The sequence below is a fragment of the Providencia sp. PROV197 genome (genome assembly GCF_028479625.1).
In the GTDB taxonomy this organism is placed as follows: domain Bacteria; phylum Pseudomonadota; class Gammaproteobacteria; order Enterobacterales; family Enterobacteriaceae; genus Providencia; species Providencia vermicola.
In genome coordinates this window covers 77,108-102,409 of sequence record NZ_JAMPNZ010000021.1, presented here as the reverse complement: position 1 = coordinate 102,409, position 25,302 = coordinate 77,108, and the positions used below count along the sequence as shown (strand labels likewise).

General features: G+C 41.2%; 26 protein-coding genes. 12 read left to right on the top strand and 14 right to left on the bottom strand.

The features are described from left to right. Positions 1–44: 44 nt before the first annotated feature. From upp to hda, 3 genes are all read left to right on the top strand, one after another. A complete protein-coding gene (gene upp, locus PR808_RS12650; RefSeq protein ID WP_206086546.1) occupies positions 45–671 on the top strand; it encodes a uracil phosphoribosyltransferase in 627 nt (208 codons plus the stop codon). A 108-nt stretch (positions 672–779) separates the two neighbouring features. Then, positions 780–2,072, top strand: coding sequence for a uracil permease (gene uraA / locus PR808_RS12645; protein ID WP_206086548.1), 1,293 nt, complete (start codon positions 780–782; stop codon positions 2,070–2,072). A gap of 129 nt (positions 2,073–2,201) precedes the next feature. Next, positions 2,202–2,906, top strand: coding sequence for a DnaA inactivator Hda (hda, locus tag PR808_RS12640; protein ID WP_206086630.1), 705 nt, complete (start codon positions 2,202–2,204; stop codon positions 2,904–2,906). A gap of 655 nt (positions 2,907–3,561) precedes the next feature. On the opposite strand, the gene arsC is transcribed toward hda, so the two are convergent. Both arsC and PR808_RS12630 read right to left on the bottom strand, forming a co-directional pair. Continuing rightward, entirely contained in the window at positions 3,562–3,918 is a 357-nt protein-coding gene (gene arsC, locus PR808_RS12635) for an arsenate reductase (glutaredoxin) (RefSeq protein WP_206086555.1), read from the bottom strand. A gap of 9 nt (positions 3,919–3,927) precedes the next feature. After that, the gene (locus tag PR808_RS12630) at positions 3,928–5,391 is read right to left on the bottom strand and encodes a beta-barrel assembly-enhancing protease (RefSeq protein WP_206086556.1); all 1,464 of its coding nucleotides are present in this window, start codon (positions 5,389–5,391) and stop codon (positions 3,928–3,930) included. Positions 5,392–5,587: 196 nt separating this feature from the next. On the opposite strand from PR808_RS12630, the gene PR808_RS12625 reads away from it, so the two are divergent. Then, complete coding sequence (locus tag PR808_RS12625; RefSeq protein WP_206086557.1) at positions 5,588–6,652, top strand: AI-2E family transporter; 1,065 nt, start codon at positions 5,588–5,590, stop codon at positions 6,650–6,652. A 53-nt stretch (positions 6,653–6,705) separates the two neighbouring features. On the opposite strand, the gene bcp is transcribed toward PR808_RS12625, so the two are convergent. Both bcp and PR808_RS12615 read right to left on the bottom strand, forming a co-directional pair. Next, positions 6,706–7,176, bottom strand: a complete 471-nt coding sequence (gene bcp / locus PR808_RS12620; protein WP_206086558.1) for a thioredoxin-dependent thiol peroxidase — start codon at positions 7,174–7,176, stop codon at positions 6,706–6,708. 14 nt (positions 7,177–7,190) lie between these two features. After that, complete coding sequence (locus PR808_RS12615; protein WP_206086559.1) at positions 7,191–7,748, bottom strand: glycine cleavage system transcriptional repressor; 558 nt, start codon at positions 7,746–7,748, stop codon at positions 7,191–7,193. Between the two features lie 286 nt (positions 7,749–8,034). On the opposite strand from PR808_RS12615, the gene dapA reads away from it, so the two are divergent. The 4 genes from dapA (at position 8,035) to purC (ending at position 11,929) form a co-directional block, all read left to right on the top strand. Then, positions 8,035–8,943: a 4-hydroxy-tetrahydrodipicolinate synthase gene (gene dapA, locus PR808_RS12610; RefSeq protein WP_206086560.1), complete on the top strand. Its 909-nt coding sequence runs from the start codon at positions 8,035–8,037 to the stop codon at positions 8,941–8,943. Between the two features lie 16 nt (positions 8,944–8,959). Continuing rightward, positions 8,960–10,012, top strand: a complete 1,053-nt coding sequence (gene bamC / locus PR808_RS12605) for an outer membrane protein assembly factor BamC (protein ID WP_272539423.1) — start codon at positions 8,960–8,962, stop codon at positions 10,010–10,012. Positions 10,013–10,205: 193 nt separating this feature from the next. Continuing rightward, positions 10,206–10,814 carry a hypothetical protein gene (locus PR808_RS12600; RefSeq protein ID WP_272539422.1) on the top strand — a complete coding sequence of 203 codons (609 nt, stop codon included), beginning with the start codon at positions 10,206–10,208 and terminating at the stop codon, positions 10,812–10,814. A gap of 401 nt (positions 10,815–11,215) precedes the next feature. Then, entirely contained in the window at positions 11,216–11,929 is a 714-nt protein-coding gene (gene purC, locus PR808_RS12595; protein WP_206086563.1) for a phosphoribosylaminoimidazolesuccinocarboxamide synthase, read from the top strand. Between the two features lie 42 nt (positions 11,930–11,971). Here the strand turns inward: purC and PR808_RS12590 are convergent, their stop codons facing one another. Genes PR808_RS12590 through PR808_RS12570 form a run of 5 tightly spaced genes read right to left on the bottom strand, consistent with a single transcriptional unit; the run spans position 11,972 to position 15,375 of the window. After that, entirely contained in the window at positions 11,972–12,787 is an 816-nt protein-coding gene (locus PR808_RS12590; protein ID WP_272539421.1) for an energy-coupling factor ABC transporter ATP-binding protein, read from the bottom strand. Continuing rightward, a complete protein-coding gene (locus tag PR808_RS12585; protein WP_206086565.1) occupies positions 12,771–13,637 on the bottom strand; it encodes an energy-coupling factor ABC transporter ATP-binding protein in 867 nt (288 codons plus the stop codon). Before PR808_RS12585 ends, PR808_RS12590 begins: the two co-directional genes overlap by 17 nt. Further along, positions 13,628–14,332, bottom strand: coding sequence for an energy-coupling factor transporter transmembrane component T (locus PR808_RS12580; protein ID WP_272539420.1), 705 nt, complete (start codon positions 14,330–14,332; stop codon positions 13,628–13,630). Before PR808_RS12580 ends, PR808_RS12585 begins: the two co-directional genes overlap by 10 nt. Continuing rightward, a complete protein-coding gene (locus tag PR808_RS12575; RefSeq protein WP_206086567.1) occupies positions 14,333–14,914 on the bottom strand; it encodes an ECF transporter S component in 582 nt (193 codons plus the stop codon). Between the two features lie 35 nt (positions 14,915–14,949). Beyond that, positions 14,950–15,375 carry a PPC domain-containing DNA-binding protein gene (locus tag PR808_RS12570; protein ID WP_272539419.1) on the bottom strand — a complete coding sequence of 142 codons (426 nt, stop codon included), beginning with the start codon at positions 15,373–15,375 and terminating at the stop codon, positions 14,950–14,952. Positions 15,376–15,997: 622 nt separating this feature from the next. On the opposite strand from PR808_RS12570, the gene PR808_RS12565 reads away from it, so the two are divergent. Together PR808_RS12565 and PR808_RS12560 are read left to right on the top strand one after the other, a co-directional pair. Beyond that, positions 15,998–16,450 carry a DUF441 domain-containing protein gene (locus tag PR808_RS12565; protein WP_206086569.1) on the top strand — a complete coding sequence of 151 codons (453 nt, stop codon included), beginning with the start codon at positions 15,998–16,000 and terminating at the stop codon, positions 16,448–16,450. A gap of 7 nt (positions 16,451–16,457) precedes the next feature. Further along, positions 16,458–18,491, top strand: a complete 2,034-nt coding sequence (locus tag PR808_RS12560; RefSeq protein WP_272539418.1) for a tRNA(Met) cytidine acetyltransferase TmcA — start codon at positions 16,458–16,460, stop codon at positions 18,489–18,491. On the opposite strand, the gene PR808_RS12555 is transcribed toward PR808_RS12560, so the two are convergent. Next, the gene (locus PR808_RS12555; RefSeq protein WP_047757402.1) at positions 18,475–18,663 is read right to left on the bottom strand and encodes a YpfN family protein; all 189 of its coding nucleotides are present in this window, start codon (positions 18,661–18,663) and stop codon (positions 18,475–18,477) included. The genes PR808_RS12560 and PR808_RS12555 overlap by 17 nt on opposite strands. 237 nt (positions 18,664–18,900) lie before the next feature. Between PR808_RS12555 and PR808_RS12550 the strand changes: the two genes are divergently transcribed. After that, positions 18,901–19,293, top strand: coding sequence for a DUF454 family protein (locus tag PR808_RS12550; protein ID WP_206086571.1), 393 nt, complete (start codon positions 18,901–18,903; stop codon positions 19,291–19,293). A 51-nt stretch (positions 19,294–19,344) separates the two neighbouring features. On the opposite strand, the gene PR808_RS12545 is transcribed toward PR808_RS12550, so the two are convergent. The 4 genes from PR808_RS12545 to PR808_RS12530 form a co-directional block, all read right to left on the bottom strand. Next, positions 19,345–20,013 carry a M15 family metallopeptidase gene (locus PR808_RS12545; protein ID WP_272539417.1) on the bottom strand — a complete coding sequence of 223 codons (669 nt, stop codon included), beginning with the start codon at positions 20,011–20,013 and terminating at the stop codon, positions 19,345–19,347. Further along, positions 20,010–21,137: a succinyl-diaminopimelate desuccinylase gene (gene dapE / locus PR808_RS12540; RefSeq protein WP_272539416.1), complete on the bottom strand. Its 1,128-nt coding sequence runs from the start codon at positions 21,135–21,137 to the stop codon at positions 20,010–20,012. Before dapE ends, PR808_RS12545 begins: the two co-directional genes overlap by 4 nt. Before the next feature lie 13 nt (positions 21,138–21,150). Next, complete coding sequence (locus PR808_RS12535; protein ID WP_272539415.1) at positions 21,151–21,522, bottom strand: ArsC family reductase; 372 nt, start codon at positions 21,520–21,522, stop codon at positions 21,151–21,153. A 179-nt stretch (positions 21,523–21,701) separates the two neighbouring features. After that, entirely contained in the window at positions 21,702–22,322 is a 621-nt protein-coding gene (locus PR808_RS12530; RefSeq protein WP_225818758.1) for a LuxR C-terminal-related transcriptional regulator, read from the bottom strand. 599 nt (positions 22,323–22,921) lie between these two features. On the opposite strand from PR808_RS12530, the gene maeB reads away from it, so the two are divergent. After that, positions 22,922–25,201 (top strand): NADP-dependent malic enzyme, encoded by a 2,280-nt coding sequence (gene maeB / locus PR808_RS12525; protein WP_206086575.1) that lies wholly within the window; start codon positions 22,922–22,924, stop codon positions 25,199–25,201. The last annotated feature ends 101 nt before the right edge of the window (positions 25,202–25,302 follow it).

The following is a 25,302-nucleotide window of genomic DNA, read 5'->3' as shown; positions in this document are numbered from 1 at the left end:
GCGATTTTTTTGTCCGCCAGCGTCTAAAATAGTAGGAGAAACCCATGAAGATCGTTGAGGTAAAACACCCTCTCGTTAAACATAAACTTGGCCTGATGCGAGATCATGATATAAGCACCAAACGCTTTCGTGAACTGGCCTCAGAGGTTGGTAGCCTACTGACTTATGAAGCAACCGCTGACCTAGAAACTGAAAAAGTGACTATTGATGGTTGGTGTGGTCCTGTCGAAATAGAACAAATTAAAGGTAAGAAAATCACTGTAGTCCCAATCCTCCGCGCAGGTATTGGTATGATGAATGGTGTATTGGAAAGCATTCCTAGCGCACGTATCAGTGTGGTTGGTGTGTACCGTGATGAAGAAACACTGCAGCCTGTCCCTTATTTCCAAAAATTGACTTCAGATATCAATGAGCGTATGGCGTTAGTTGTTGACCCTATGTTGGCAACGGGCGGTTCGATGATCGCGACTATCGATTTACTGAAAAAAGAAGGGTGTAAGTCAATTAAGGTTTTAGTCTTAGTTGCTGCACCTGAAGGGATCAAAGCATTAGAAAAAGTCCACCCAGATGTTGAACTGTATACCGCTTCCATTGACCAGCATCTCAATGAAGAAGGTTACATTGTTCCAGGCCTCGGTGATGCGGGCGATAAGATATTTGGTACTAAATAAAAATGAGCCGACTGAGAAGTCGGCTTTTTTTTGATTTATTAAATGAAATCAATGTTTGCAAGTCTTCGGCCACTTGCATAAATCATAGCTAAAAGGGGATAAGCTCAAATGACACGTCGCACTATTGGTGTTGAAGAAAGACCACCATTACTACAAACTATTCCACTGAGTTTTCAGCATCTTTTTGCGATGTTTGGCGCAACCGTTGTCGTACCTATTCTGTTTGGTGTAAACCCAGCAACTATCTTGCTGTTTAACGGAATTGGTACATTAATCTACTTGTTTATCTGTAAAGGTCAGATCCCTGCTTATTTAGGCTCAAGTTTTGCCTTTATTTCACCAGTGTTAATTCTATTGCCATTGGGTTATGAACTGGCATTGGGTGGTTTTATTATTTGTGGTGTGTTGTTTTGCCTTGTGGCGTTAATCGTCAAAGTGGCAGGAAGGAGCTGGATCAATGTGATGTTCCCGCCAGCGGCGATGGGAGCAATTGTTGCTGTTATCGGCTTAGAACTCGCCCAAACGGCGGCAGGTATGGCAGGTTTACTGCCAAAAGATGGCGCGGCGGTTGATACTAACACTTTAATCATTTCATTAACCACGTTATCGGTGACTATTTTATGTGCGGTCATGTTCCGTGGTTTCTTATCGATTATCCCTATTTTAATCGGTTTTTTAACGGGTTATGCGTTGTCATACTTTATGGGGATTGTGGATTTTACCCCAGTGATTGAAGCGCCTTGGTTTGCAATCCCAACATTCTATACTCCACGTTTTGAGTGGTTTGCTATCCTCACTATTTTACCTGCGGCGTTAGTCGTTATCGCAGAACACGTAGGCCACTTAGTGGTTACGGCCAATATCGTTGAACGGGATTTAATGAAATCCCCAGGTTTACACCGCTCGATGTTTGCTAACGGTTTTTCAACCGTGTTATCTGGTTTCTTTGGTTCAACGCCAAACACCACGTATGGTGAAAATATCGGTGTGATGGCAATTACCAAGGTTTACAGTACTTGGGTCATCGGTGGGGCAGCGATTATCGCTATTTTGTTATCGTGCATTGGTAAATTAGCCGCTGCAATCCAATTAGTGCCTGTACCTGTGATGGGGGGCGTTTCATTATTACTGTACGGAGTTATTGGTGCGTCAGGTATTCGCGTTCTGATTGATTCGAAGGTTGATTATAATAAGCCTCAAAACTTAATTTTAACCTCTGTGATCTTGATTATCGGGGTGAGTGGCGCGGTTATTCACATTGGCCAAGCTGAACTAAAAGGGATGGCATTAGCGACTATTGTCGGGATCTTTATGGCATTACTGTTCCGTTTTATTACCTTTGTTCGTCCTGAAAAACAGTTTGTAAACAGTGAAGTTAAAGAGCTAAATAACGATAAGTAATCACATTTTTTAATTTATGACAATTGCTGCTGTGGTTAAAGCAGCGGCAATTGAAAGGGATCTTGTTCATCTACCCGCGTTTTTTGTGGTAAACTGTTTAGCGAAAATTGATTTGTACAGCCAGAGGCGATTCTGAACACACCATCACAGCTTTCACTACCACTTTATCTACCCGATGATGAAACCTTTGCCAGCTTTTATGCAGGGGAAAATGAAGCGTTGCTGTCTGCTATAAAATCTGCAATCAATCAAGCACATGGTAGCTATATTTATTATTGGTCACGTGAAGGTGGCGGAAAAAGCCATTTACTCCATGCTGCGTGCGCAGAGCTTTCAGAGCAAGGCGTTGCTGTTGGGTATGTTCCTTTAGATAAACGTGCCTATTTTGTGCCTGATGTCCTTGAAGGTATGGAAAACCTATCACTGGTGTGTATTGATAATATTCAATGCATAGCTGGGGATGAGGAATGGGAAATGGCGATGTTCAATTTATATAATCGTATTCTCGAAATTGGCCGTACCTGCTTGTTGATCACCAGTGATCGTCCACCTCGTCAAATTGACCTTAAACTGCCTGATTTAGCTTCCCGTCTCGACTGGGGGCAGATTTACAAACTACATCCATTAAGTGATGAAGATAAAATCTACGCCTTACAATTACGTGCTCGCATGCGGGGTTTTGAATTGCCTGAAGATGTATGCCGTTTTGTGCTTAAACGCCTCGACAGAAAAATGGGTACGTTGTTTGATATTCTCAACAAGTTAGATCACGCCTCGATTGTTGCCCAACGCAAACTCACCATTCCGTTTGTTAAAGATATTCTAAATCTATAGTATTATTACTGCCTTAATTATTAATATAGCCTTAAACTTGAATGGCAAAGGTATTTAAAATAATAAATATAAAAGATATGGTTAGTTGACTATAAAAAAAGAGTGTTTTAGATTTTTCTTTACGATAAAATAAAGTTAGGAAACTCAATCATAAACGAAAGGAAATATGTAGGTTTTATTTTATTAGATAAAAAATGAATATATGGTCTAGTGGGCTGAAAGAACGATTTTAACACATATGCCATCCATATCTGCTCCTCCAAAACAATCTAAGTACCCTAATATTATTGGTAGTGCTACGGGTGCTATATCATCAGAATTAACGAAGAAAAATATAGATGACAACTTAAAAGGAGATAATGAACAAATGAAAATTTTGTTGTACTTTATCTATTTTTATTTAAGTTTATTTGTTATTTTTTGGCGTTATAGTCATAAGCCAATTAATTAACCAATTAAATATACTCTATAAGGTTGGTAAATCTTCTTATGGTAAAAGTGATTTTATTGAAGCTATAATAATTTCAAATATAGTGGGCTTCTCCACTGCTTTTTTTTAACCATACTGAGCTATATGGAATATAAAGGTCAGAAATAACAAAAAACCAGTCTTAATTTTTCAGTGAGACTGGTTTTTGCTTATTAAGAGGGATTTTTACAAAATCTCCAACACTTGCTCAGGTGGACGACCTAAACGGGCTTTATCACCATTAACCACAATAGGGCGTTCAATCAATTTAGGGTTCTCATGCATCGCTTTAATGAGTTGATCTTGCGTTAAGCTGTCATCACTCAAATTCAACTCTTTGTATAAGTCTTCTTTTGTGCGCATTAATTGACGAGCATCTTTAAAACCTAGCATTTTCAATAATTTTTTAATCTCAGCAGCAGTCGGTGCTGTTTTTAAATATTCAACCACCGTTGGTGCGATCCCTTTTTCTTCTAAAAGCGCTAAGGTTTCACGGCTTTTAGAGCAACGCGGGTTATGGTAAATCTTAATTGAATCCGTCATTTTGAGTCCTTACGGTTTTGCATTTTCATCACGTAATTGTAGTTTTCTCAATGCATCGATACGTGCATCGTAGCGTTGTTGTTCATAACTGCCTAAACGGCTTTGGCGGCTGGCATCACTTAAATAATTGATTGCTGTGTCATAACCACCGCGTAGTGCGAGGCCTTCTGCATAAGCCGCGAGTTCTTCGGGGCGATTGCCTTGTTTTGCTGATGCTTCAGCCAACAAATCCCAACCAATTGGGTCATCAGGATAATCAAAAGTGTATTTGTTCAGTAACGTGGTCGCTTCTTTATACTGATGGTTGTTGATTAACGCGTTCGCTAAGTTAACAATAAACACCGTGTTTTTCGGTGATTTTTTGAGTGCACCTTGCAGGCGAGTGATGGCTTTAGTTGCTTGATTTTGCTCGATATCAACATCTGTCATGCTATCGATAAACCACGGATTATCGGGCTGTTTATTTAATAATTCAGTGAGAATTTTACCTGCATCTGCGTATTTTTTATCCTGTGAAAGGATCAGGGCTTTACCATATTGCGCAGCAAGCTGTTCGTTTTGCGAACCTTTCTCGTAATTTTCGATGATCTGGTCAAGGGCATGCTTTTGCTCTGTGCCATACATGGCTAAAATACGGACACGGGCTAACATAAAATCTAATGATGAAGGCACACTGGCTTTGGGTAACTGACTTGAACGGTTACGTGCATCCGCTAAACGGCTGTCGGGAAGGGGGTGCGTTAACAAGATTTCAGGCGGTTTAGACATATAGCGCGTTTGATCTGCCATGGTTTGCATAAAATCCGCCATTGCATGAGGATCAAAACCCGAACGGCGCAATGTTTGCAGGCCAATACGATCTGCTTCTTGCTCATTCGCTTGTGTGAAACTAATCCTACCTTGTTGCACACCCGCCATCGTACCTGTTAGTGCAGCAAAACCCGCTTGTGGATTGGCCATGACTAAAAGGAGTGAGCCAATTGTCCCTGCAATGGCTAACGGCGTGGTGCTTTTTTGGTCTTCCATCATTCGCGCAAGGTGTCTTTGCGTGACGTGAGAAATTTCGTGAGCCATAACAGAAGCGAGCTGGCTTTCATTTTGGCTATAACGGAATAAAGCGGAGTGCAGCACCACATTGCCGCCAAAATAAGCATAGGCGTTAATATTTGGGTTATTGACTAAATAAAACTTAAACGGGGTTTTAACTGAGTCAGCATTCTTCACTAAACGCATGCCAATCTTGTTAACATACTGAGTTAACAAGGGATCGTAAATTAGTGGTGTGCTGGCGCGAATTTGCCGGGTAATGGCATCACCCATAATAATTTCTTGGTTAATGCTAAGCGTGCCACCCGCAGTGGTACCGATGTCAGGTAAGGTATCTTCAATTGCACTATAAGCAGGCAAAACCGCACCATTGACGAGTGCAGCGATCATGAAAGCCAATAATGGGTATTTCAATTTTTTTTTCATGAAACGTGAGTATCCCATACAACGTTTAAAATTTAGGGTAAGTGCCAACTTTATTTCGAGTACATAAACACAAGGCATCAAATAACTCGAAAAGTTTAAAACACATGATAGCAAAAGCTATCGTAAAATCTGTTATTCGGTATAATTTTCGTTAATTTAGGAACTGTCCTTCGCATTAATTCCTCGGGAGCAACACATGCTGGAATTGTTTTTACAATGGTACCGTCGGCGTTTTGCCGATCCACAAGCCGTGGCACTGTTTACATTGTTGGTCTCAGGTTTTGTGATCATCTTCTTTTTCAGCAGTATACTGGCTCCATTGCTGGTGGCAATTGCCTTGGCGTATTTACTTGAATGGCCAACAAATATACTACAGCGCGCAGGGTTATCCCGCGCAGTTGCCGTGAGTATTATTTTGACCTTGTTTGCAGGAATAAGTGCCATGGTTATTTTAATTATTGCGCCAACGGCATGGCAGCAAGGTATTAATTTGATAGCCGATCTCCCCAATATGGTTAACCGCTTCAATGAGTTTGCTCAAAAACTCCCTGAGCAATACCCTGCATTAGTCGATGTTGGGATCATAGATATGATGGCTGATAACTTACGTAGCCGTATGTCTGGGATTGCTGATTCCGTGGTTAAGGCTTCGGTAGCATCACTAATTGGCATTTTTTCCCTTGCGGTGTATTTAGTGTTAGTGCCATTAATGACCTTTTTTCTACTAAAAGATAAAGAACGTATTAGTCGAAGTTTCTTAAAATTGCTACCTAAAAACCGGTTATTAGTCGGGAAAGTTTGGGTCGAAATGAACGAGCAAATCACCAATTACCTACGCGGTAAAGTGACGGAAATGGTGATTGTCGGTGTCGCAACCTATTTATGTTTTGCCTATTTCGACTTGCGCTATGCGGTATTGTTATCGGTGCTAGTCGGTGTCGCGGTACTCATACCCTATATTGGTGCAGTCGCTGCCACCATTCCTGTGGTTATTGTCGCGTTATTCCAATATGGGATTGGCAGTGAATTTTGGTATCTGATGTTAGTTTATTTGGTCATTCAAGGGCTGGATAGCAACGTTGTAGTGCCATTACTGTTTTCAGAGGCTGTTAACTTACACCCATTGGTGATTATTTTATCTGTGGTGGTATTTGGCGGATTGTGGGGCTTTTGGGGGGTTTTCTTTGCAATCCCGTTGGCGACTTTAATTAAAGCAGTAATCCATGTTTGGCCAGAAGAGCCAGTAGAAGAGGCTAAATAAGAAATCAATCATAGTGCTGTATGGGATATACAGCACTATTGAATTATAAAGTATTATGCGTTTGCGTTGATGTACGCGAGAACGATTTCATGGTGGTTAGTGGTTTTGAAATCATCAAAAACGTGCTCGATTTTCCCTGTTGGGTCGACTAAGAAACTAATACGGTGAATTCCATCGTAGGTTTTCCCCATAAATTGTTTTTCGCCCCAAACCCCAAATTGCTCGCACACTTGGTGGTCTTCATCGGATAACAGTGTGAAATTCAACATTTCTTTTTCAGCGAAACGCGACAGTTTCTCTGGTTTGTCAGTGCTAATCCCTAACACTTCGACGCCTTTTGCTTTGAGTGTATCCATCTCATCACGCAAGCCGCACGCTTGAACTGTACAGCCGGGAGTCATCGCTTTTGGGTAAAAGTAAACTAATACGCGCTGACCCTGGTAATCAGAAAGATTGATGATCTCACCATCTTGGTCAGGAAGGCTAAATTGTGGCGCCTTATCACCGGCTTTCAATGGGTTCATTACATATATCTCCGTTAACTCTGCATATTGGGGTTGTTAACAATACTGATATTGCCTGTGGCATTTAGCATTGTACATAGTTGTTGAAATTTATTCTTTATAATTATGCCATTATCGTCCAACGGGTCATGTGCAGTAATCTGAATTTCCAGTTGAGCAGGCATATTATTATTGGCTGGTTGAGTCTTAGAAACAAGTTCTGCGATATTACATTGCGAAGTTGTAAATAAATTTGTGAATTGCTCGACAATTCGAGGTGCATCATCGACAACGACATTCACAGTAACTGTGGATGGATAATAAGTTATTTGAACACTCTGAGTTCGCTTCATGACAATCAGCAAGTCGAGTTCAGCTCCCTTAGGAGGCAAGGTTGCCTCAAGGAGGGTAATTGCATTCCAACTGCCAGATAACATCATAATGAAGGTGAACTCCTTGCCAAACATCGCTAAGCGACTATCTTCAATATTACAGTCACACTCACTGACAATACGTGTAATGGTGTTCACGATGCCCGGACGATCTGTTCCCAGCGCAGTAATGACAAGAAATTGCTGTTCAGTCTTAGGCAAAGTCTATTCCTTATTTTTTTGATTATGTCAGTTAAACATTTGATTAGAATATAGCCTTAAAACGAGACTATAAAAACTGACGGCCACTGGGAGTAAGGAAACCATAAAAAGTGACATCTGCCAAGAGGCGTCATTCACTCTTGCGAGAAAAGTCAGTGAATTATTACTTCTATTTAAGTTAACTCTGTTGGCATTAACAAAATTCATTAAAATCTTGCTGTTGGGTGGTTTTCTTCTTGGAAATGAAAACGTAACATGGAGGTTCAATTATTTAAGGGGTATCGCTATGGCTAATGGAAACGCAAACTACAAAGAATTTTTAACAGGAAGTATTGTCGCAGTTATCACACCAATGGATTCAGCGGGGCGTTTAGATAAAGCTAGCTTAAAAAAATTGGTTGATTACCATGTGGAAAGCGGCACAACGGCTATCGTTTCTGTTGGTACTACTGGTGAATCAGCAACCTTAACGCATAAAGAACACGTGGATGTTGTGAAAGCAACATTAGAGCTTGCTGATGGTCGTATCCCGATTATTGCAGGAGCGGGCGCAAATGCGACTGCAGAAGCTATTTCACTCACAAATGATTTTGAAAACAGTGGTGTGGTTGCTTGCCTGACTGTAACACCTTATTATAATAGGCCTTCACAGGAAGGGTTATATCAACACTTTAAAGCAATTTCAGAAAACACGAGCTTGCCACAAATTCTCTATAATGTACCATCACGTACAGGTTGCGATATGCTGCCAGAAACTGTGGGTCGTTTAGCAAAATTGGCGAATATTGTCGCAATTAAAGAAGCGACAGGGAACTTAGCACGTGTTCATCAAATCAAAGAGCTGGTTGATGATAATTTTGTGCTATTAACGGGTGACGATGCGACCGCACTTGATTTCATGCAACTGGGCGGAAAGGGCGTTATTTCAGTGACATCGAACGTTGCTGCGGCTCAGATGGTAAAAATGTGTGACTTAGCGCTTGCAGGCAAATATACTGAGGCGCGTGAATTAAATAAAAAACTGATGGGCTTACACCAACAGTTATTTGTTGAACCGAATCCAATTCCAGCGAAATGGGGTTGTCATCGCTTAGGTCTGATTGCCGATGGAACATTACGGTTACCAATGACACCGTTAACTGCGGCAGGCCAGCAAAAAGTTGAGGACGCTTTAAAACTCGCTGGGTTACTGTAAAATTTAGGGAATTTTAATGGCAACATTATTGCAAAAATCGAAGGTTATGAAGGTTGCTGGCCTGTCACTTGTGGTGTTACTGGCAGCCTGCTCCAGCGATCAGCGCTATAAACGTCAGGTCAGTGGTGATGAGGAATACCTTAACGCCGCGCCATTGAAAGTATTAAATGTGCCGCAAGGGATTACATTGCCTGCACAAAATGGTGAATACGACATTCCAAAAACGACCTCAACAGGTCCAGTTGGGAAAGCGTTAGATATTCGTCCACCAGTACTGACGATTTCGCAATTAGCTGGTTCGCGTACGGAAAATAGCGCTGATGCAAGCCGTTTGTTGCTAGAAAACACACCTGAAAATAGTGCTTTATGGTCACAAGTTACGATGATTTTAGAGCAACGTAACATTCCAGTTTCATCGAAAGATGACGGTACTCACTCCATTGAAACTGATTGGATAAAATGGACGCGTGCTGACGAAAACATTCCGATGGAAAGTCGTCATAAAGTGTCAGTTAAACCTGAAAATGGCATGATAGTCTTGACGGTGACTAACTTAGGTATGCGTCAAGGTGATGAAACTATTACGGATGTTGTTGAAATTCAACGTTATAACAAATTGTTATTAAATGAATTAACTGACAACTTGTATGCGTTACGTGATACCTCAAATAAAAATAGCCTGCAAAACGCCTATGGCATCATTGATGTGCAAACTGGCAGTGATGATACTGGCTTACCGCTGATTGTTGTCCGTGCACCGTTTGATGCTGTATGGGAACGCTTACCACACACTTTAGAAAGCGTGGGGATGAAAGTGGGTGACCGCACGCGTTCAACAGGTTCAGTAATGGTGACTTATAAAGGTTTAAGCAGTTCTGAGTGGCAAGCGTTGGGCATTGATGACCCAACTGTGCCTGAAGCAGACTATAAAGTGCAAGTGGGCGACTTAAACAACCGTAGTACGTTGCAGTTTATTTCGACAAAAGGCGTTGCATTAACGCAGAAACAAAATGACGAAATGGTTGCAGCATTAAAAGCGGCGTTCAGTAAAGCCCCAGCAAAAAAATAATCACTCAGTTTTGATGGTTAAAAAATAGAAGCCGTGGCGTTATTAGCCACGGTTTTTTTGTGGGAAAAGAAATAATCGATACTCGTCACGTATATTTTGATTGATTTATCATCAGAAATTTTTCGGATATACCTTATTTAATATCAATAACACCGCAGAGGCGAAACCCACAAAAAACGGTAGCAACGATATTATGCCAAGGCAAATTTCAGGCACAGAATTTAACCAAAAATTACGCATCACCCGCCGAAATGTAGAAGACACCTCACATTTTTTAGCGGAAGGAGTGAGTGAATTTGCACTCCCTGGTTTTGTTTTACCTAACGGTTATCGTTTAGTGAAATCCCGAGAGAAGGATCAATACCGCTTAATTGCAGAAGGCGAGAAGCCTGAAACGGTGTACTTGGTTGAACTGCGGTTTCGACGGGACATCGTAATAGGGAAAACCACGTATACTCAGGTTAAAGTGTGGCGAACTTTTGCGCCTAATCATAAAATGACTATCAAGGATTTACCTGAAAGGTTTTTCATTTATTTGCTCAATACGTACAATATTATGGTGACGGATGAAGAACAAACTGAAGATGGGCAACGCTTTTGGGAGAATATGATTAACTGGGCATTTTTTAATCATTACTTTGTCTACGCATCTAATGGCGAAGAAGAGAGGCCCCTTGCTCGTATTGCCAATATGGAGGATTTTTACCTTAACTGGATGGACGTGTACTGGGGGAAAGACAAGGATATTCATCCGCATAAATTAGTTGTTATCAGCCAATCACCATTGAACCAGTCCAAATAATAAAGCTGATCATTAATCAGTTCATTTATCAATACTCTTCCTTTTATTATCAACTATATAGTTGGCTAATTAGTTATTGGTAAATTAAAAACGAATACCTCATGAGCGAAAAACAAATGGACAAAAAATCAGTGTTTATCGTTAAGTAATCGTTTGCGTCAAGCGTGAAATTTTATTATCATAATAGGCATTGAAAGATAAAATATTGAATATCAGTAAGTTAGATTAACGATACGGTTTGATGGTTAACTGACTGAAACAGAGCAAAAAATTAACTGAGAAAAGGCATTTTTATCTGTTTTCCATTTTCCGTTAATTTTGTGTTCTGCAAAACAGCGTCACAAAATCTATTCACCTATTGTTTTTCTCTATAGTTCAATCACATCTCTGGAGTGTGTAAGATGCAAAAGAAAGCTGAGTTGTATCGTGGCAAGGCAAAAACTGTCTATACCACTGAGGATCCTGATCTGTTAGTTCTGGAATTCCGTAATGATACATCAGCACTCGATGGTGAGCGTATCGAGCAATTTGACCGTAAAGGCATGGTTAATAACAAGTTTAACCACTTCATTATGAGTAAGTTAGAAGAAGCGGGTATTCCAACACAAATGGAAGCGTTACTGTCCGACACCGAAGCTCTGGTCAAAAAATTAGACATGGTGCCTGTTGAGTGCGTGATCCGTAACCGTGCTGCGGGCTCATTAGTGAAGCGTTTAGGTGTTGAAGAAGGGATGGTATTAAACCCGCCATTATTTGACCTGTTCTTAAAAGATGATGCTAAACACGATCCAATGGTTAACGAATCTTACTGCGAAACGTTTGGCTGGGTGAGCAAAGAAAATCTCGCTAAAATGCGTGAGCTTAGCTACAAAGCTAATGATGTATTAAGCAAGATTTTTGCAGATGCAGGTTTGATTCTAGTTGATTTTAAATTGGAGTTTGGTTTATTTAACGGCCAAGTGGTTCTGGGTGATGAGTTTTCCCCTGATGGTAGCCGTTTGTGGGATAAAGAAACACTAAACAAAATGGATAAAGACCGTTTTCGCCAAAGCCTTGGTGGTTTGATCGAAGCTTATGAAGAAGTTGCGCGTCGCATCGGGGTTCAATTAGATTAATTATTTCCTATAAAATAGAATGACTTTAGCCTGCTTAGCAGGCTATTTTTTTATCTCTTCAAGATGAAGAAAATTTTTAACCCATGCTTTAGGTGTGACGGATGCGGTTGATAATGCCAACGTTTGGCTCAATGAAATCAAGGTTGGAGCAGGGAGCTCAGACTCAACTTGTAATGCATTATGATTGAGCACCTCTATTGGTGAGCCATCTGCAATCAGTTTTCCATGGGATAAATGTAGTACCCGCTTGAAATGGCGCGCCACAAAGTCAAAATCATGGCTAATAGTCACAATAGTAGTGCCTTTAATACGTTGTAAATCCAACCAATTTTCAAACCGCTGCATCCATAACGCATCGAAGTCACGGCTCGGCTCGTCGAGTAAGATTAGCGATGGCGAGACGGCTTCTAAACAGGCGACTGCAACCATTCTGCGTTGCCCTGCATGCAGGTCGAGTGGGTGTTTGTCCGCAACATCAGTTAAGTGGCAAGCTTCCAATGCATTTTGTACACGTTCAGTAATGACCTCTTTTGGCAGCTTTTTTCGTTTTAATCCAAATGCGACTTCGGCTTTTACTGTACTGTGAAAAATTTGCTTTTCCGCCTCTTGAAATAAGATACCGACTTGGTTAGCGCGTTGAGGGGTCGTTAATTGTGCGAGGGGCTGGTTATGTAGCAGTAAATCACCTTGGTTAGGGGATAATAACCCTGCTAAAAGTCGCAAAAGTGTTGATTTCCCTGCGCCATTATCACCGACAAGCGCAACCCATTCACTTGCCTGTACATTGAATGATAAATCAGAAATATTATTGATATTTGAACTTGGCCAGCGGTAACTGACGTTATTGAGTTGTAGCATATAACACCTTAAACGCATCAATTAATTGTGTTTCATCACGAGGGATTGAACTTTGCCATTCGCCGAGGTTAATTAACTCCCCAATCGCACGCCATGCATCGGGCATATTAATCGTGGCAATTGAGCTCGGAAAAATTGTGTTTAAAGAACCACTGGAGAGCATTCTTCCTGCTTCTGAAAATGCCTTACCGCTACTGAGTAAAAGGTAGTCTTCACAGTAATTGATAGCGGGTAATAAATTACGCTCAAATAATATGATGCAGCAATTGGTGTGAATTGAATAGTGTTTCAATTGAGACAATAGGCGCTGCGTCGCACTGGGGGTCAATCGACTAAAAGCTTCATCTAACAACAATAATTTGGGACGCATCGCCAGGGCACTTGCCAAAACAACACGTTGTGCTTCGCCACCAGATAAGGTCGCAGGATGCCGATGCCTGAGTGGCTCACAAAAAGTGAATGCGATAGCATGTTCGATACGCTGAGCGATTTCATCGGGTGACAAGCCTAAGTTCTCGGGGCCAAAGGCGATTTCTTGTTCGACGGTAAATGTGCAGCCAGAAAGCTGCAACTGAGGGGATTGCTGAATAAGTTGACGTGTAACAGACGCTTGAACTAATGCGTTATTTACCAGCGGTTGTTGTAAGACGTTTGCTATCCCTGTTAATTCACCGTGTAATAAATCCCCATGCCAACCAGCAAGAAGCTGTGCTAATGTGCTTTTTCCACTACCATTTCCTCCCAATACGCAAAGCCATTGGCCTGCATTAAGCTGGAGATCAATGGGCCCCAGTAACGAGTGCTGTGCACCTTGGGGAATAAATTGCATTTGCTGTAAATTTACCACCACAGAGCTAACCCACCTTCAATAAATATCAATAATAACAGGCTGTAACGTAATATAACTTGCCAGTAGCTATCCGCAGGTGGATTCAACGTTGTGCGTTTGGTGCTATAGCGAAACGCATGCATATCCAGAGCTGCGCCACGAATACTTAGCTCGCTTAATGTATTGCTGGCTAAGGGGAACAAAATAGCGGGTAATGAAGTGCACCGTTGCCAAAAATTACCGTCAAGTGGAACACCTCTTGCTAATTGTGCTTCACGGATAATATTCAGTTGTTGCTTAAGTTGTTCGACAAGTAATAATGGCCCAGCAAGAAGGTAAGAAAAGCTAGCAGGTAGTCTGCTAGCAAATAAAGCACGGATAAACCGCTCAGTTGGTACATATTGCAGCCAAATTTGTGAACAACTGATAATTGTTAACAACTTAAACCATAAGGCTAAAGCAAACTCAGGTCGACTATTTTTCAGTGTTTCACCTGTCAGCAATTGTGCGAACCACCCTCCATGTATTAGCCATAAACCTAATGCCATTGGGATCATAAACCATGCAACAATTTTCCAGCGAGAGCGAGCTGGGCGCCATGATAGTAAAGCAAGAAATGTACTACACCCCAGCAGAATCAATGGCCAGTCTAGCGGTAATAACAATGCACTGGCACTGAGCCAAAGCCACAACGTCAGTGAGGTGAACGGGTGCATTTAGCGCACCTTCGCCATATTTGGGTAGTTGCGTTGCACACGTTCAGGTAATTGTCGAACTAATAACCATGCAACGAGTGCTGAGATGATCTTATCGGCAATATTTGCCCCTAAAACGGTGATAGCAACGGATTCAAGTAAGTTATCACCCACAGCATGGAAATAGGCAACAAAGAAATCGGCGCCACTGCCTGTTGTGCCGCCAAATAAATACGTTCGAATTGGCACGGCAACAATCATTAACGCGAAGGTGATCGCAACACCTGATAAAATCACTCTTGGTAATGTGCGAAAACCGCCAGCACGTGCTAAAAGGCCTGCACTTAAACCTATCATCATTGCAACGGGGGCAAAAGCCGCTGCGATTGGACCACTTAGAAGCCCCCATAATAAGTTGGTCAATAATCCGCTAGTGAGAGCAGCCCAAGGCCCTGCGAGTAAGGCGCAAATTAATGTTCCGATAGAATCAAGAAAAATAGGCAGCTTTAACATGGAGCTTAATTGGCCTACAACCATATTGATCGCAATTGAAAAAACAATTAGCGTTAGGGTGCGGCTGGAAACAAACGATGATTTACTCATAAAAAAATGATTCCTTGCAAAATAAAATAGAAAAATTAGCGTGAAATAACAACAAGTTCTTCATAACTAGAAAGGGAGCAGGGTTCCCGTGTAAAGGCAATATTTTCAAGTTCACCAATGACTAATTCCAATGTTGTTCTAACACTACAACCAGGCATCATATGACCGCCTCGCATGTGGCCTTTTTCATCAGAAACGGATAAATGCAGGTGTTCACCATTGGCTTCTAAGGTGCCAATTAATGAAACAATTTCAAATTTTCCACGGATATGATCGGCATCTTCTTGGCCAGCAAAGCGTAATGCAACATTCGTAAGGCTCCCTACACAGCCTGCAATAAAGGCGGCTTGGAACCCATGTAGGGCAATCTGTTTTCTTAAGGTTAATAAAACGTCGTCACCTGGAAGTAAGCGGATCGCAATAAAACGTGCATTTGAATAAAGGGGTAATGCTTGGGTCATGTTTTCAATCCTAGAGTTGAAATTGTGCTGAATGTCGCACAAGCATGTAAAACATTAAAATGATAAATAATGCTAGGTTATAAGTTTTTGTGTATTGATTGCTCTGGGGCATTATACGCAATAATTGATGCGTTTCTGGGGGGATAAGACATGTGATGCAAACTTCAGGAAAACCCTCTACGAGTTGGTGTTTATAGTGAGGAAAATCAAAAAAAAAGGCAGATAAAAAAATAAAGAGTGATGAATATTCCAAGAATTTAACTTAAGTTTTCAATCGAGAGGTTAAATTCCAGTGCAGTCATGGTTTATTTTTTCATTTTGCTTGTTTGCCATGGATTATACTGGAAGGTGGAGATTCATTAAAAGGAGCATGACGCGAGTTTTAATCATATCCCGCTCTTGGGTTTTTGATGCTTATTTGTATCAAAATCCCCATTGTTACTCATGCGTATTTGAAACTTCATGTTTAGGTGAATAAAAACACAGATTTAATAGTGAATATGGCTAATAATAAAAAGAGTTGATGTAATTATTTGCTTCTTAACTAATGACCCAATAACATGTTTTAAAATAAGTTATTTTGCTACTTACAAAAAATTGCCAGTTCTACAGGGAAAAATCTATGAGTCACGTTGACCCCACATTAATCATTCTTTTGGTCTTAGCTGGGTTAGGAATAATTAGCCATAATATGACAGTAACACTTGCCATGTTATTTTTATTGGTTGTACGAATAACACCACTAAATAATTATTTTCCTTGGATTGAAAAGTATGGATTAACCATCGGGATCTTGATTTTAACTATTGGGGTAATGGCTCCGATTGCGAGTGGTAAAATCAGCGCGAGTGAAGTCTTGGGCTCATTTTTAAATTGGAAATCCATTCTGGCAATCGTCATTGGTGTCGCGGTTTCTTGGTTAGGGAGCCGCGGGGTCGCGTTAATGTCAAACCAACCCTCGACTGTCGCTGGGTTGCTTGTTGGCACCGTGATTGGTGTTGCCTTATTTAGAGGTGTGCCTGTTGGGCCTTTGATTGCTGCAGGGATATTATCATTATTAATTGGGAAATCTTAATCACCTCATGAATGATTTGCTGTCTGCCTGCGTTGAGCAGCTGCGTATGTTTGGTTTTCGCCGCTTATTGGTTTTATCTGGCGACGATGAATGGATTACTCAGCGGTTAGTTGAACTACAAACCACCTTAACAGGGGATTGGCTGACACTTTCCTCTGATTTATCTAACAGTGTGTTACCAGAGAATGCTCACTTATTGTTAGGACGTGAATTCTTGCATGGTATTTTTGATGCACGCAAGGGTATTCATAGTGAAGCACTTGCGATGCTAGCAGGCTCACTAAAGGCGGGCAGTTTGCTGGTTTTTTGCACGGTAGCGCAAGAGACATGGCCTAATCACCTAGACATTGATAGTCTGCGTTGGAATGAACAGCATGGCATGATCTCAACACCCAATTTTGTGCGCCATTTGCAACGTGCTATGTGCGCCTCCGATGATGTCATCTTTTACCAGCAAGGCAATACAGTACGCGTAAAATTACTGAGCAATAGCCCTGTTTGGTTACCACCAACTGGGCAATTAACAGCGCAGCAGCAGCAGGCCTTAAATCAACTATTATCAGCGTCAACAGGGGTTTGGGGGATTATTGCGCCAAGAGGCCGTGGGAAATCAACGGTCGCAGGTCAGCTAATACAACAATGGCTAGGGGAATGTTGGTGCTGTGCACCCGCTAAAGTCTCCACTGAAGTGCTAGCACAACATGCTGTTAAACCACTGCATTTTTGGGCGCCAGATGCTTTACTCGCTTATTGTCAAGCGGGTCATAAAATAACAGCAGATTGGTTGGTTATCGATGAGGCCGCTGCTATCCCGAACTATATATTATGCCAATTAGTTGATTATTTTCCTCGTGTGTTATTAACGACCACGGTTGATGGCTATGAAGGTACAGGGCGCGGTTTTGTGTTGAAGTTTTGTGCAAGCTTACCCAATTTTACGCCTTTAAATCTCGATGAGCCGATTCGTTTTGCACGGCATGACCCGTTAGAAAAATGGTTAAATCAAGCACTGTTATTGCAAGAGCCAAATTCAACTTCAAATTCAACTTTGACTTCGCATTCGATTATTGAATATCAATCAATTAGCCAGGACGAATTGGCAAGAAATGAGCGTAAATTAACCGCATTTTATGGTTTGTTAATGAGTGCTCATTATCGAACATCACCATTAGATTTACGTCGTTTATTAGATGCAAACAAACAGCATTTCATGGCCGCCTCTAGCCAACAAATGGATGAACACTATTTAGCTGCGCTATGGATGGTGGATGAGGGGTTATTAGATGAAGAATTAAGTTGGCAAGTTTGGGCGGGTTTACGTCGTCCTCGAGGGAATCTAGTCGCTCAATCGTTAGCGGCGCATAGTTATTTTCCGCAGGCAGCACAGTGGAAGTCGCGAAGGGTGATGCGCATTGCTGTCGATGCACATTATCGTCGCCAGCAAATTGGTCTGACATTAGTTGAACAACAAAAGCAGGATTGTATCATACAAGATATTGATTTTCTTTCTGTTAGTTTTGGCCTAACGCCTGATTTATATGCATTTTGGCAAAAAGCAGGGTTTAGTTTACTTCGTATTGGGTCACAGAAAGAAGCGAGTAGCGGGTGTTATACAGCGATGGCGATTTTACCGCTTTCCTCAAGCGCTAAGCAATTATGCGAATACGGTAAAATCTTGCTTCAACGGGATCTTTACTGGCGAAGAGATTTAGCGGATTTCCCCCTTTGTTCAACGGATGAACAACAGCTTAATCAAGAAGATTGGGTTGAACTTATTGGTTTTAGTGAGTTTAAGCGGCCAGTTGCAGCCAGTCAAAGTGCTATTTTGCGCTTTTTGGCTCAATATTCTGATCCAGCCCCTCTTTTAAGACATTATTTCGAACAGGATAAGCCACTGTCTCAAATATGCGAAGAATTCAAGCTAACAGGCAAAAAACAGTGGTTGGATTGTGTGCGAAAGCAGGTTGGTGTTTTTGTCAGGCAATACCAGCCAGCGCTGTTATCTGAGATTGTTCAAAAGGTGATTACTTTTTGTCCTTAGGCCAATCATCTTCATCATCCCACAGGTGGTTATTATCTTTGTGGGGAGGAACCTCTGGTTTATCATCAAGAAACTTTTTAGGGTCAAGCTTCATCATTTCTTTGACGGAGTTCCAAATCAGTCCAACCAAGAGAAGCGGAATTATCCACCAGTAGTCTGCTAGCCATTGCATTTTTTATCACCATTTATCATTTTTGCTTTTTCGTCGAGCCAGTTATATTGTGTTTATATCACTAATGAGAGTGACACGATATAACTCAACGATTTCACTGATGGGTTTAAACAGGGAAAAGCGACTTTTCACTAAACCCATTTGCGATTACAGTATATCATTGATATTACTGTGAGTTACCACATATTTATCAGGGTTTTTACGTTTACATGAGTTTGCAAGGGAGCGCAGGCAAATTTGAAAAAAATCCTTCTTATTATTTTGGGTTGGCTGGCGGTGGCGCTTGCATTTGCAGGCGTAGTATTGCCTATTTTACCAACAACGCCATTTTTATTATTCGCTGCATGGTGCTTTTCACGCTCCTCGCCGCGTTTTCATCAGTGGTTATTGTATCGCTCTTGGTTTGGTGGTTATTTACGTCATTGGCAGAAGTATAGAGGACTGCCTAAAGGTGCTAAGCCTAAAGCGATTATTTTGATTTTACTCACTTTTTCATTATCGATTTGGGTTGTGAGCTATTTGTGGTTGAAAATAGGCTTGTTTGGATTACTTTGTTGGTTGCTTTATTTTATGTATCGGTTACCTGTCGTTGACGAGGCCATACAAACGCGTGATAAAACAACCCCATAAGTCAATATCTAGCTTATGGGGTTGCATTGAATTAAAAAGAAGGGTTAAACGTTACTCTGGAATTTTAATATAGTGGTTAAAAATATAGCCTAGGTTATTGATTAACCAATTTTTTCCAAGAATATCTTCTTTTTCCAGAACATTTTTGATGACCTCGGGTGTTAACAATTGTTCCGCTTCGTGTGAAAGCGGCCAATAGCTAATATGCCAAGGTTCATAGGCAACACCTGAATCCCTTGCAGTGAAAGGACGGTAAAAATCAAAGGTGGCCATATTGTCTGACAACCAATCATTTAGCGGTGCAAGGTAACCACCTGCGTCGTACTCCCAAGGCTCTAATTGCAACGTTTGCCCAGCTGGAATGCGTAAGGGGTCATAAACATCAATCTCAGTTCCCCAATGGTGACGACTTGCACCAGGTAGTGCAGACCAGTGCAAAATGGCCTCACAAAGTTGACCTTCAGAAAGTTGGGTAATATCCAGGGGTTGGCTGTTGGCATCCAGCACAGGGCGTTTACCTGAAAACTTCTCATTCCATATCAGTTGTTGCCGTGAAAAATCACGAAACGCACTGGCTGATTGTAATTTAAAGCCTGCTTTTGCTGCGGCTTGCTGCATTGCAAGAAAGGCTTTGGTTGCATTAAATTGCAAACGGTGAGGCCCCCCCAGAGTGACCAAGTGATCCGTTGAGCGGCCAGTGAGCATTTCAATGGTGATCATAGAATGAGTAACTCCATTATCCGTTCATAAATCAAAGCCAACTGCTGTAGGTCATCGACACTAACGCATTCATCAACCTTATGGATGGTGGCATTTAAAGGCCCCAGCTCTATGACTTGTGTCCCCATTTGTGCGATAAATCGACCATCAGAGGTACCACCGCTGGTGGATAATTCCGTAGTACGGCCTGTTAATTCTTGAATTGCTTGTAAGGTTGCCGAAACTAACTTGCCACTATCCGTTAAAAATGGCTGACCAGATAACGACCATTCAATTTTATATTCTAGTCCATAGTGCGAAAGCATTTCTGTGACCCTGTCACGAATTACAGTGTCTGTTAGCTCTGTACTAAAACGGAAGTTAAATTGAATAAATAATTCACCAGGAATGACATTACTCGCCCCTGTACCCGCATGAATATTGGCAATTTGCATGGTAGTTGCAGGGAAAAATGCATTACCGTTATCCCATGTTGTTGTCGTTAGCGCTTGTAAAAAGGCTGCTGCACGATGGACAGGGTTATCGGCGAGGTGTGGATAAGCAACGTGACCCTGTGTGCCAAGAATAGTTAAATCAGCGGTAATAGAGCCACGGCGCCCATTTTTGATGATGTCGCCTAGCGTTGATTGGCTAGAGGGCTCACCCACCAAGCAGTAATCAACGGTTTCGTTACGCTGGATCAGCGCCTCAACAACTTTAACTGTGCCATCATGGGCGTCAGCTTCTTCATCAGAGGTAATCAGAAAGGCTAAACGACCTTGGTGAGTCGGGTGTTTTTCGACAAAACGCTCAGCAGCTACAATCATAGCGGCAACAGAACCTTTCATATCTGCTGCGCCACGACCATATAGATGTTGGTTAATAATTGTTGGAGTGAATGGTGGCGTTTGCCAGTTTTCGCTATTTCCCGCGGGAACAACATCAGTGTGACCTGCAAACGCGAGTGTTGTTCCAGTACCGCGGTGAGCCCAAAAATTGAGTGTATGACCAAAGGGCATTGGTTCAACGGTAAAACCAATTTTTTGTAGCCTTTCGGTGAGTAATGCTTGGCAGCCTTGGTCATCAGGGCTAATCGAGGGGCGTGAAATAAGCTCTTTTGCTAATTGAATAACAGGACAATCCATTTATACCACCTAACTACTGAGTAAAAGTTTGGTACTCATCGGCACTAAAACCGACCAGATAGCGATTATCTGCTGAAACTAAAACAGGGCGTTTAATCATTGCTGGCTCAGCAAGTAATGCTTGTTTTGCACTTGTTGCGTCAACCACTGCATTTTTTTGCTCATCACTGAGTTTACGCCATGTTGTGCCTCGTTTATTGACTAAAACCTCCCAATCAATGTGTTCCATCAATACAGAAAGTAAGGCATCGTCTAGGCCATCAACCCGATAGTCATGGAATTGATAGTTGACCCCGTTGTCTTCTAAGTAGCGACGTGCTTTTTTGATGGTGTCACAGTTTTTAATTCCGTACATGATATAAGGAGAAGAAGGGGTTTTAGACATACAGTTTTCCTCTAAAGCAAATGATTTATCTTACATAATGCGGGAAAATGCATTATGGGTCTACCCCCAACAATATAAATAAAAGTAGGTATTTATTACGTTGGTTATAATGAATGTCTTATATAATCATTATAACCAATACTTATTATATAAATGAGTGGTTGAATAATTCATATTGGTTATTTTGAACGCATGTAAATTAAGCTGGCTTCGAGTCGAGAACGCACGCGCAGTTTTTTTAGAATATTTCGAATGTGTACTTTAACGGTTTCTTCAGAAATAAAAAGTAACTTAGAAATTTCTCTGTTTTTTAACCCCGCGGCAAGCTCATGCAGAATTTCACATTCCCTTCGTGTTAATGTGGATAGTGGGTCATTAGATTGATGGCGAGTCATTAAATGTTGATAAATTTTTTCACTGAATACATGTTGCCCTGCAGAGGCCTTTTTCATGCTGTAATATAGCATATCAAGTTCACTACTTTTTAATAAATAACCTTGTGCTCCTGCATCAATAGCACCGTATATATCGGTTTTAATTGTAGATGCGGATAAAACTAATAGATAGCTATTTAAGCATTGTTTGCGGAGCATCCGAATGGTTTCAAAGGTTTTATTGCCATGCATATTGGTATCTATCACGATAAGATCGGGCTGTAGATGTGTTGCAATACTTAATGCTTCGGTACAATTACAGCTTTCTGCCATTACAACGAAGTGTTCATCGGTATTGATGAGCTGACGCAATCCAAAGCGTATAATAGGGTGCTCATCAACAATCATTACTGTGTAATTAGACATAGAGGGTTCCTTTGTTATGTCTGAAACGTTACGAACTATTTGGATAGGTGTGATAGAAATAATCACTATTTTGACGTTAATATAACCATTTTTATTATTTAATATGCTAATGGCTATGAGTTTAATATGTGTAATATTATTTGACACTGCTGAGATAAAATATGTAAAGCGCAATTTAAATATGAAATTAAGATAACTTTTACTGATTTTTGATAATACATTAATTTTGGAAAATTAATATCGGTAATTTGAATAATTTAAATGATACTTAATGAATAATAAGGGCGGAATTAATTAATATATAATTAATGTATTAATTAAGTAAAAAGTTAAGTGACATATACATTATCAATTTATAATGATTATATTCATAGTATGTTTTTTATTTAATTAAATAGGCTAGAGGTTCACCTCACCATGTCGTCTGAGAAAAAAGCTAAATGATACGTTTAAATGCAGATGTTTTATCCAGTCTGCTGTTGCAAATTCCTGCTTATCAAAAGATTTTTCTGGAAATTGCCAGCATGATCATGATTTGCTAGCGAGATGTGTTTATACTGTTATCGCTCTTACCTTACCTATTTTGAAAGGACTTGACGATGGATGATAAATTAAAACAAAGTGCTCTTGATTTTCATGAGTTTCCACATCCAGGGAAAATCACGGTTACCCCTACAAAACCTTTAACGACCCAGCGTGACCTTGCCTTAGCGTATTCTCCTGGCGTTGCTGTGCCATGCCTTGAAATTGCTGATGATCCACTTAAAGCCTATCGTTATACAGCGAAAGGTAATTTGGTGGGAGTGGTATCAAACGGAACAGCTGTTCTTGGCTTAGGGAATATTGGCGCCTTAGCGGGTAAGCCCGTTATGGAAGGGAAAGGGGTTCTATTCAAAAAGTTTTCTGGCGTTGATGTCTTTGATATTGAAGTCGATGAAACTGATCCTGATAAATTGGTTGATATTATTGCCTCACTTGAACCGACCTTTGGTGGGATCAACTTAGAAGATATCAAAGCGCCAGAGTGCTTTTATATTGAGCAAAAATTACGTGAGCGCATGAAAATTCCTGTGTTCCACGATGACCAGCATGGTACGGCGATTATTTGTACAGCAGCGGTAATTAACGGCCTGCGTATTGTGAAAAAAGAGATTGGCGATGTTCGCTTAGTGGTCTCGGGTGCAGGTGCTGCATCAATCGCATGTATGAATCTGTTGGTTGCATTAGGCCTTAAACGTGAAAATATCACAGTTTGTGATTCAAAAGGTGTGATTTATAAAGGCCGTGATGAACGCATGGATGTTACGAAGGCCGCTTATGCGATTGAAGATAATGGTCAACGTACTTTAGCTGACGCTATTCCAAATGCGGATATTTTCTTAGGCTGCTCAGGCCCACGCTTATTGACACCAGAAATGGTGAAAACGATGGCGAAAGACCCTCTCATTTTAGCGCTGGCGAACCCAGAACCTGAAATTTTACCACCACTGGCGAAAGAAGTTCGCCCAGATGCCATTATCTGTACAGGCCGCTCTGATTACCCAAATCAAGTTAATAACGTATTATGTTTCCCATTCATTTTCCGCGGTGCGCTGGACGTTGGGGCAACGACTATTAACGAAGAAATGAAACTGGCTTGTGTTTATGCTATCGCCGATTTGGCACTTGCAGAACAAAGTGAAGAAGTTGCTTCAGCATATGGCAATCAAGACTTATTTTTCGGCCCAGAATACATCATTCCTAAACCATTTGACCCACGTCTGATTGTTAAGATTGCCCCCGCGGTGGCGAAAGCTGCGATGGATTCAGGTGTGGCCACTCGCCCAATTGCAGATTTCGATGCCTATATCGAAAAATTAAACCAATTTGTTTATAAAACAAATTTATTTATGAAACCGATTTTTTCTCAAGCGAAAACAGCGAAAAAACGCATTGTTTTAGCGGAAGGGGAAGAAGAGCGCGTATTGCATGCAACGCAGGAGCTGGTTTCATTAGGTTTGGCATTCCCAATTTTAGTGGGTCGCCCAAGTGTTATTGAAATGCGTATTCAGAAACTGGGCCTACATATTGAATTAGGCAAAGATTTTGAAGTGGTCAACAATGAAAATGACCCGCGCTATAAAGAATACTGGCAAGAATATTACCAAATCATGAAGCGTCGTGGGGTGTCGCAAGAAATGGCTCGCCGTGCCGTAATCAATAACCCTACGTTAATTGGCGGTATCATGGTGTTACGTGGTGAAGCTGACGGTATGATTTGCGGTACAGTAGGCAGTTATGGCGAACACTATGAAGTAGTAAAAGATCTATTTGGTTTCCGCGAAGGCGTCCATACGGCAGGTGCAATGAACGCCTTATTGCTGCCAACCGGTAACACTTTTATTGCCGATACTTACGTCAATGAAGACCCAACCCCTGAAGAGTTGACCGAAATTACCTTGATGGCTGCAGATACGGTACGTCGCTTTGGTATTGAGCCAAAAGTGGCTTTATTATCACGCTCAAGTTTTGGTTCTTCCGATTGTCCTTCTGCACAAAAAATGCGCGATACCTTAGCTATGATCAAAGCACGTGATCCGCACCTTGAAATTGATGGTGAAATGCATGCAGATGCAGCGTTGGTTGAGTCCATTCGTAAAGATGTGATGCCAGATAGCCCATTAAAAGGGTCTGCTAACTTATTAATTATGCCTACGATGGAAGCTGCACGTATTAGTTATAACTTACTGCGTGTGACCAGTTCTGATGGTGTGACTGTCGGTCCAGTATTAATGGGTGTAGCGAAACCTGTGCATATTTTAACGCCAATTGCCTCTGTTCGTCGTATCGTGAACATGGTGGCGCTGGCGGTTGTTGAGGCACAAACTAACCCACTCTAATATGGCAGTCGGTTTGTATTTAAATTAAGCATAAAAGGGCTTTCGTATTTATATGAGGCCCTTTTTTAATTGAAAATGATTATCATTATCTGTATTTTGTG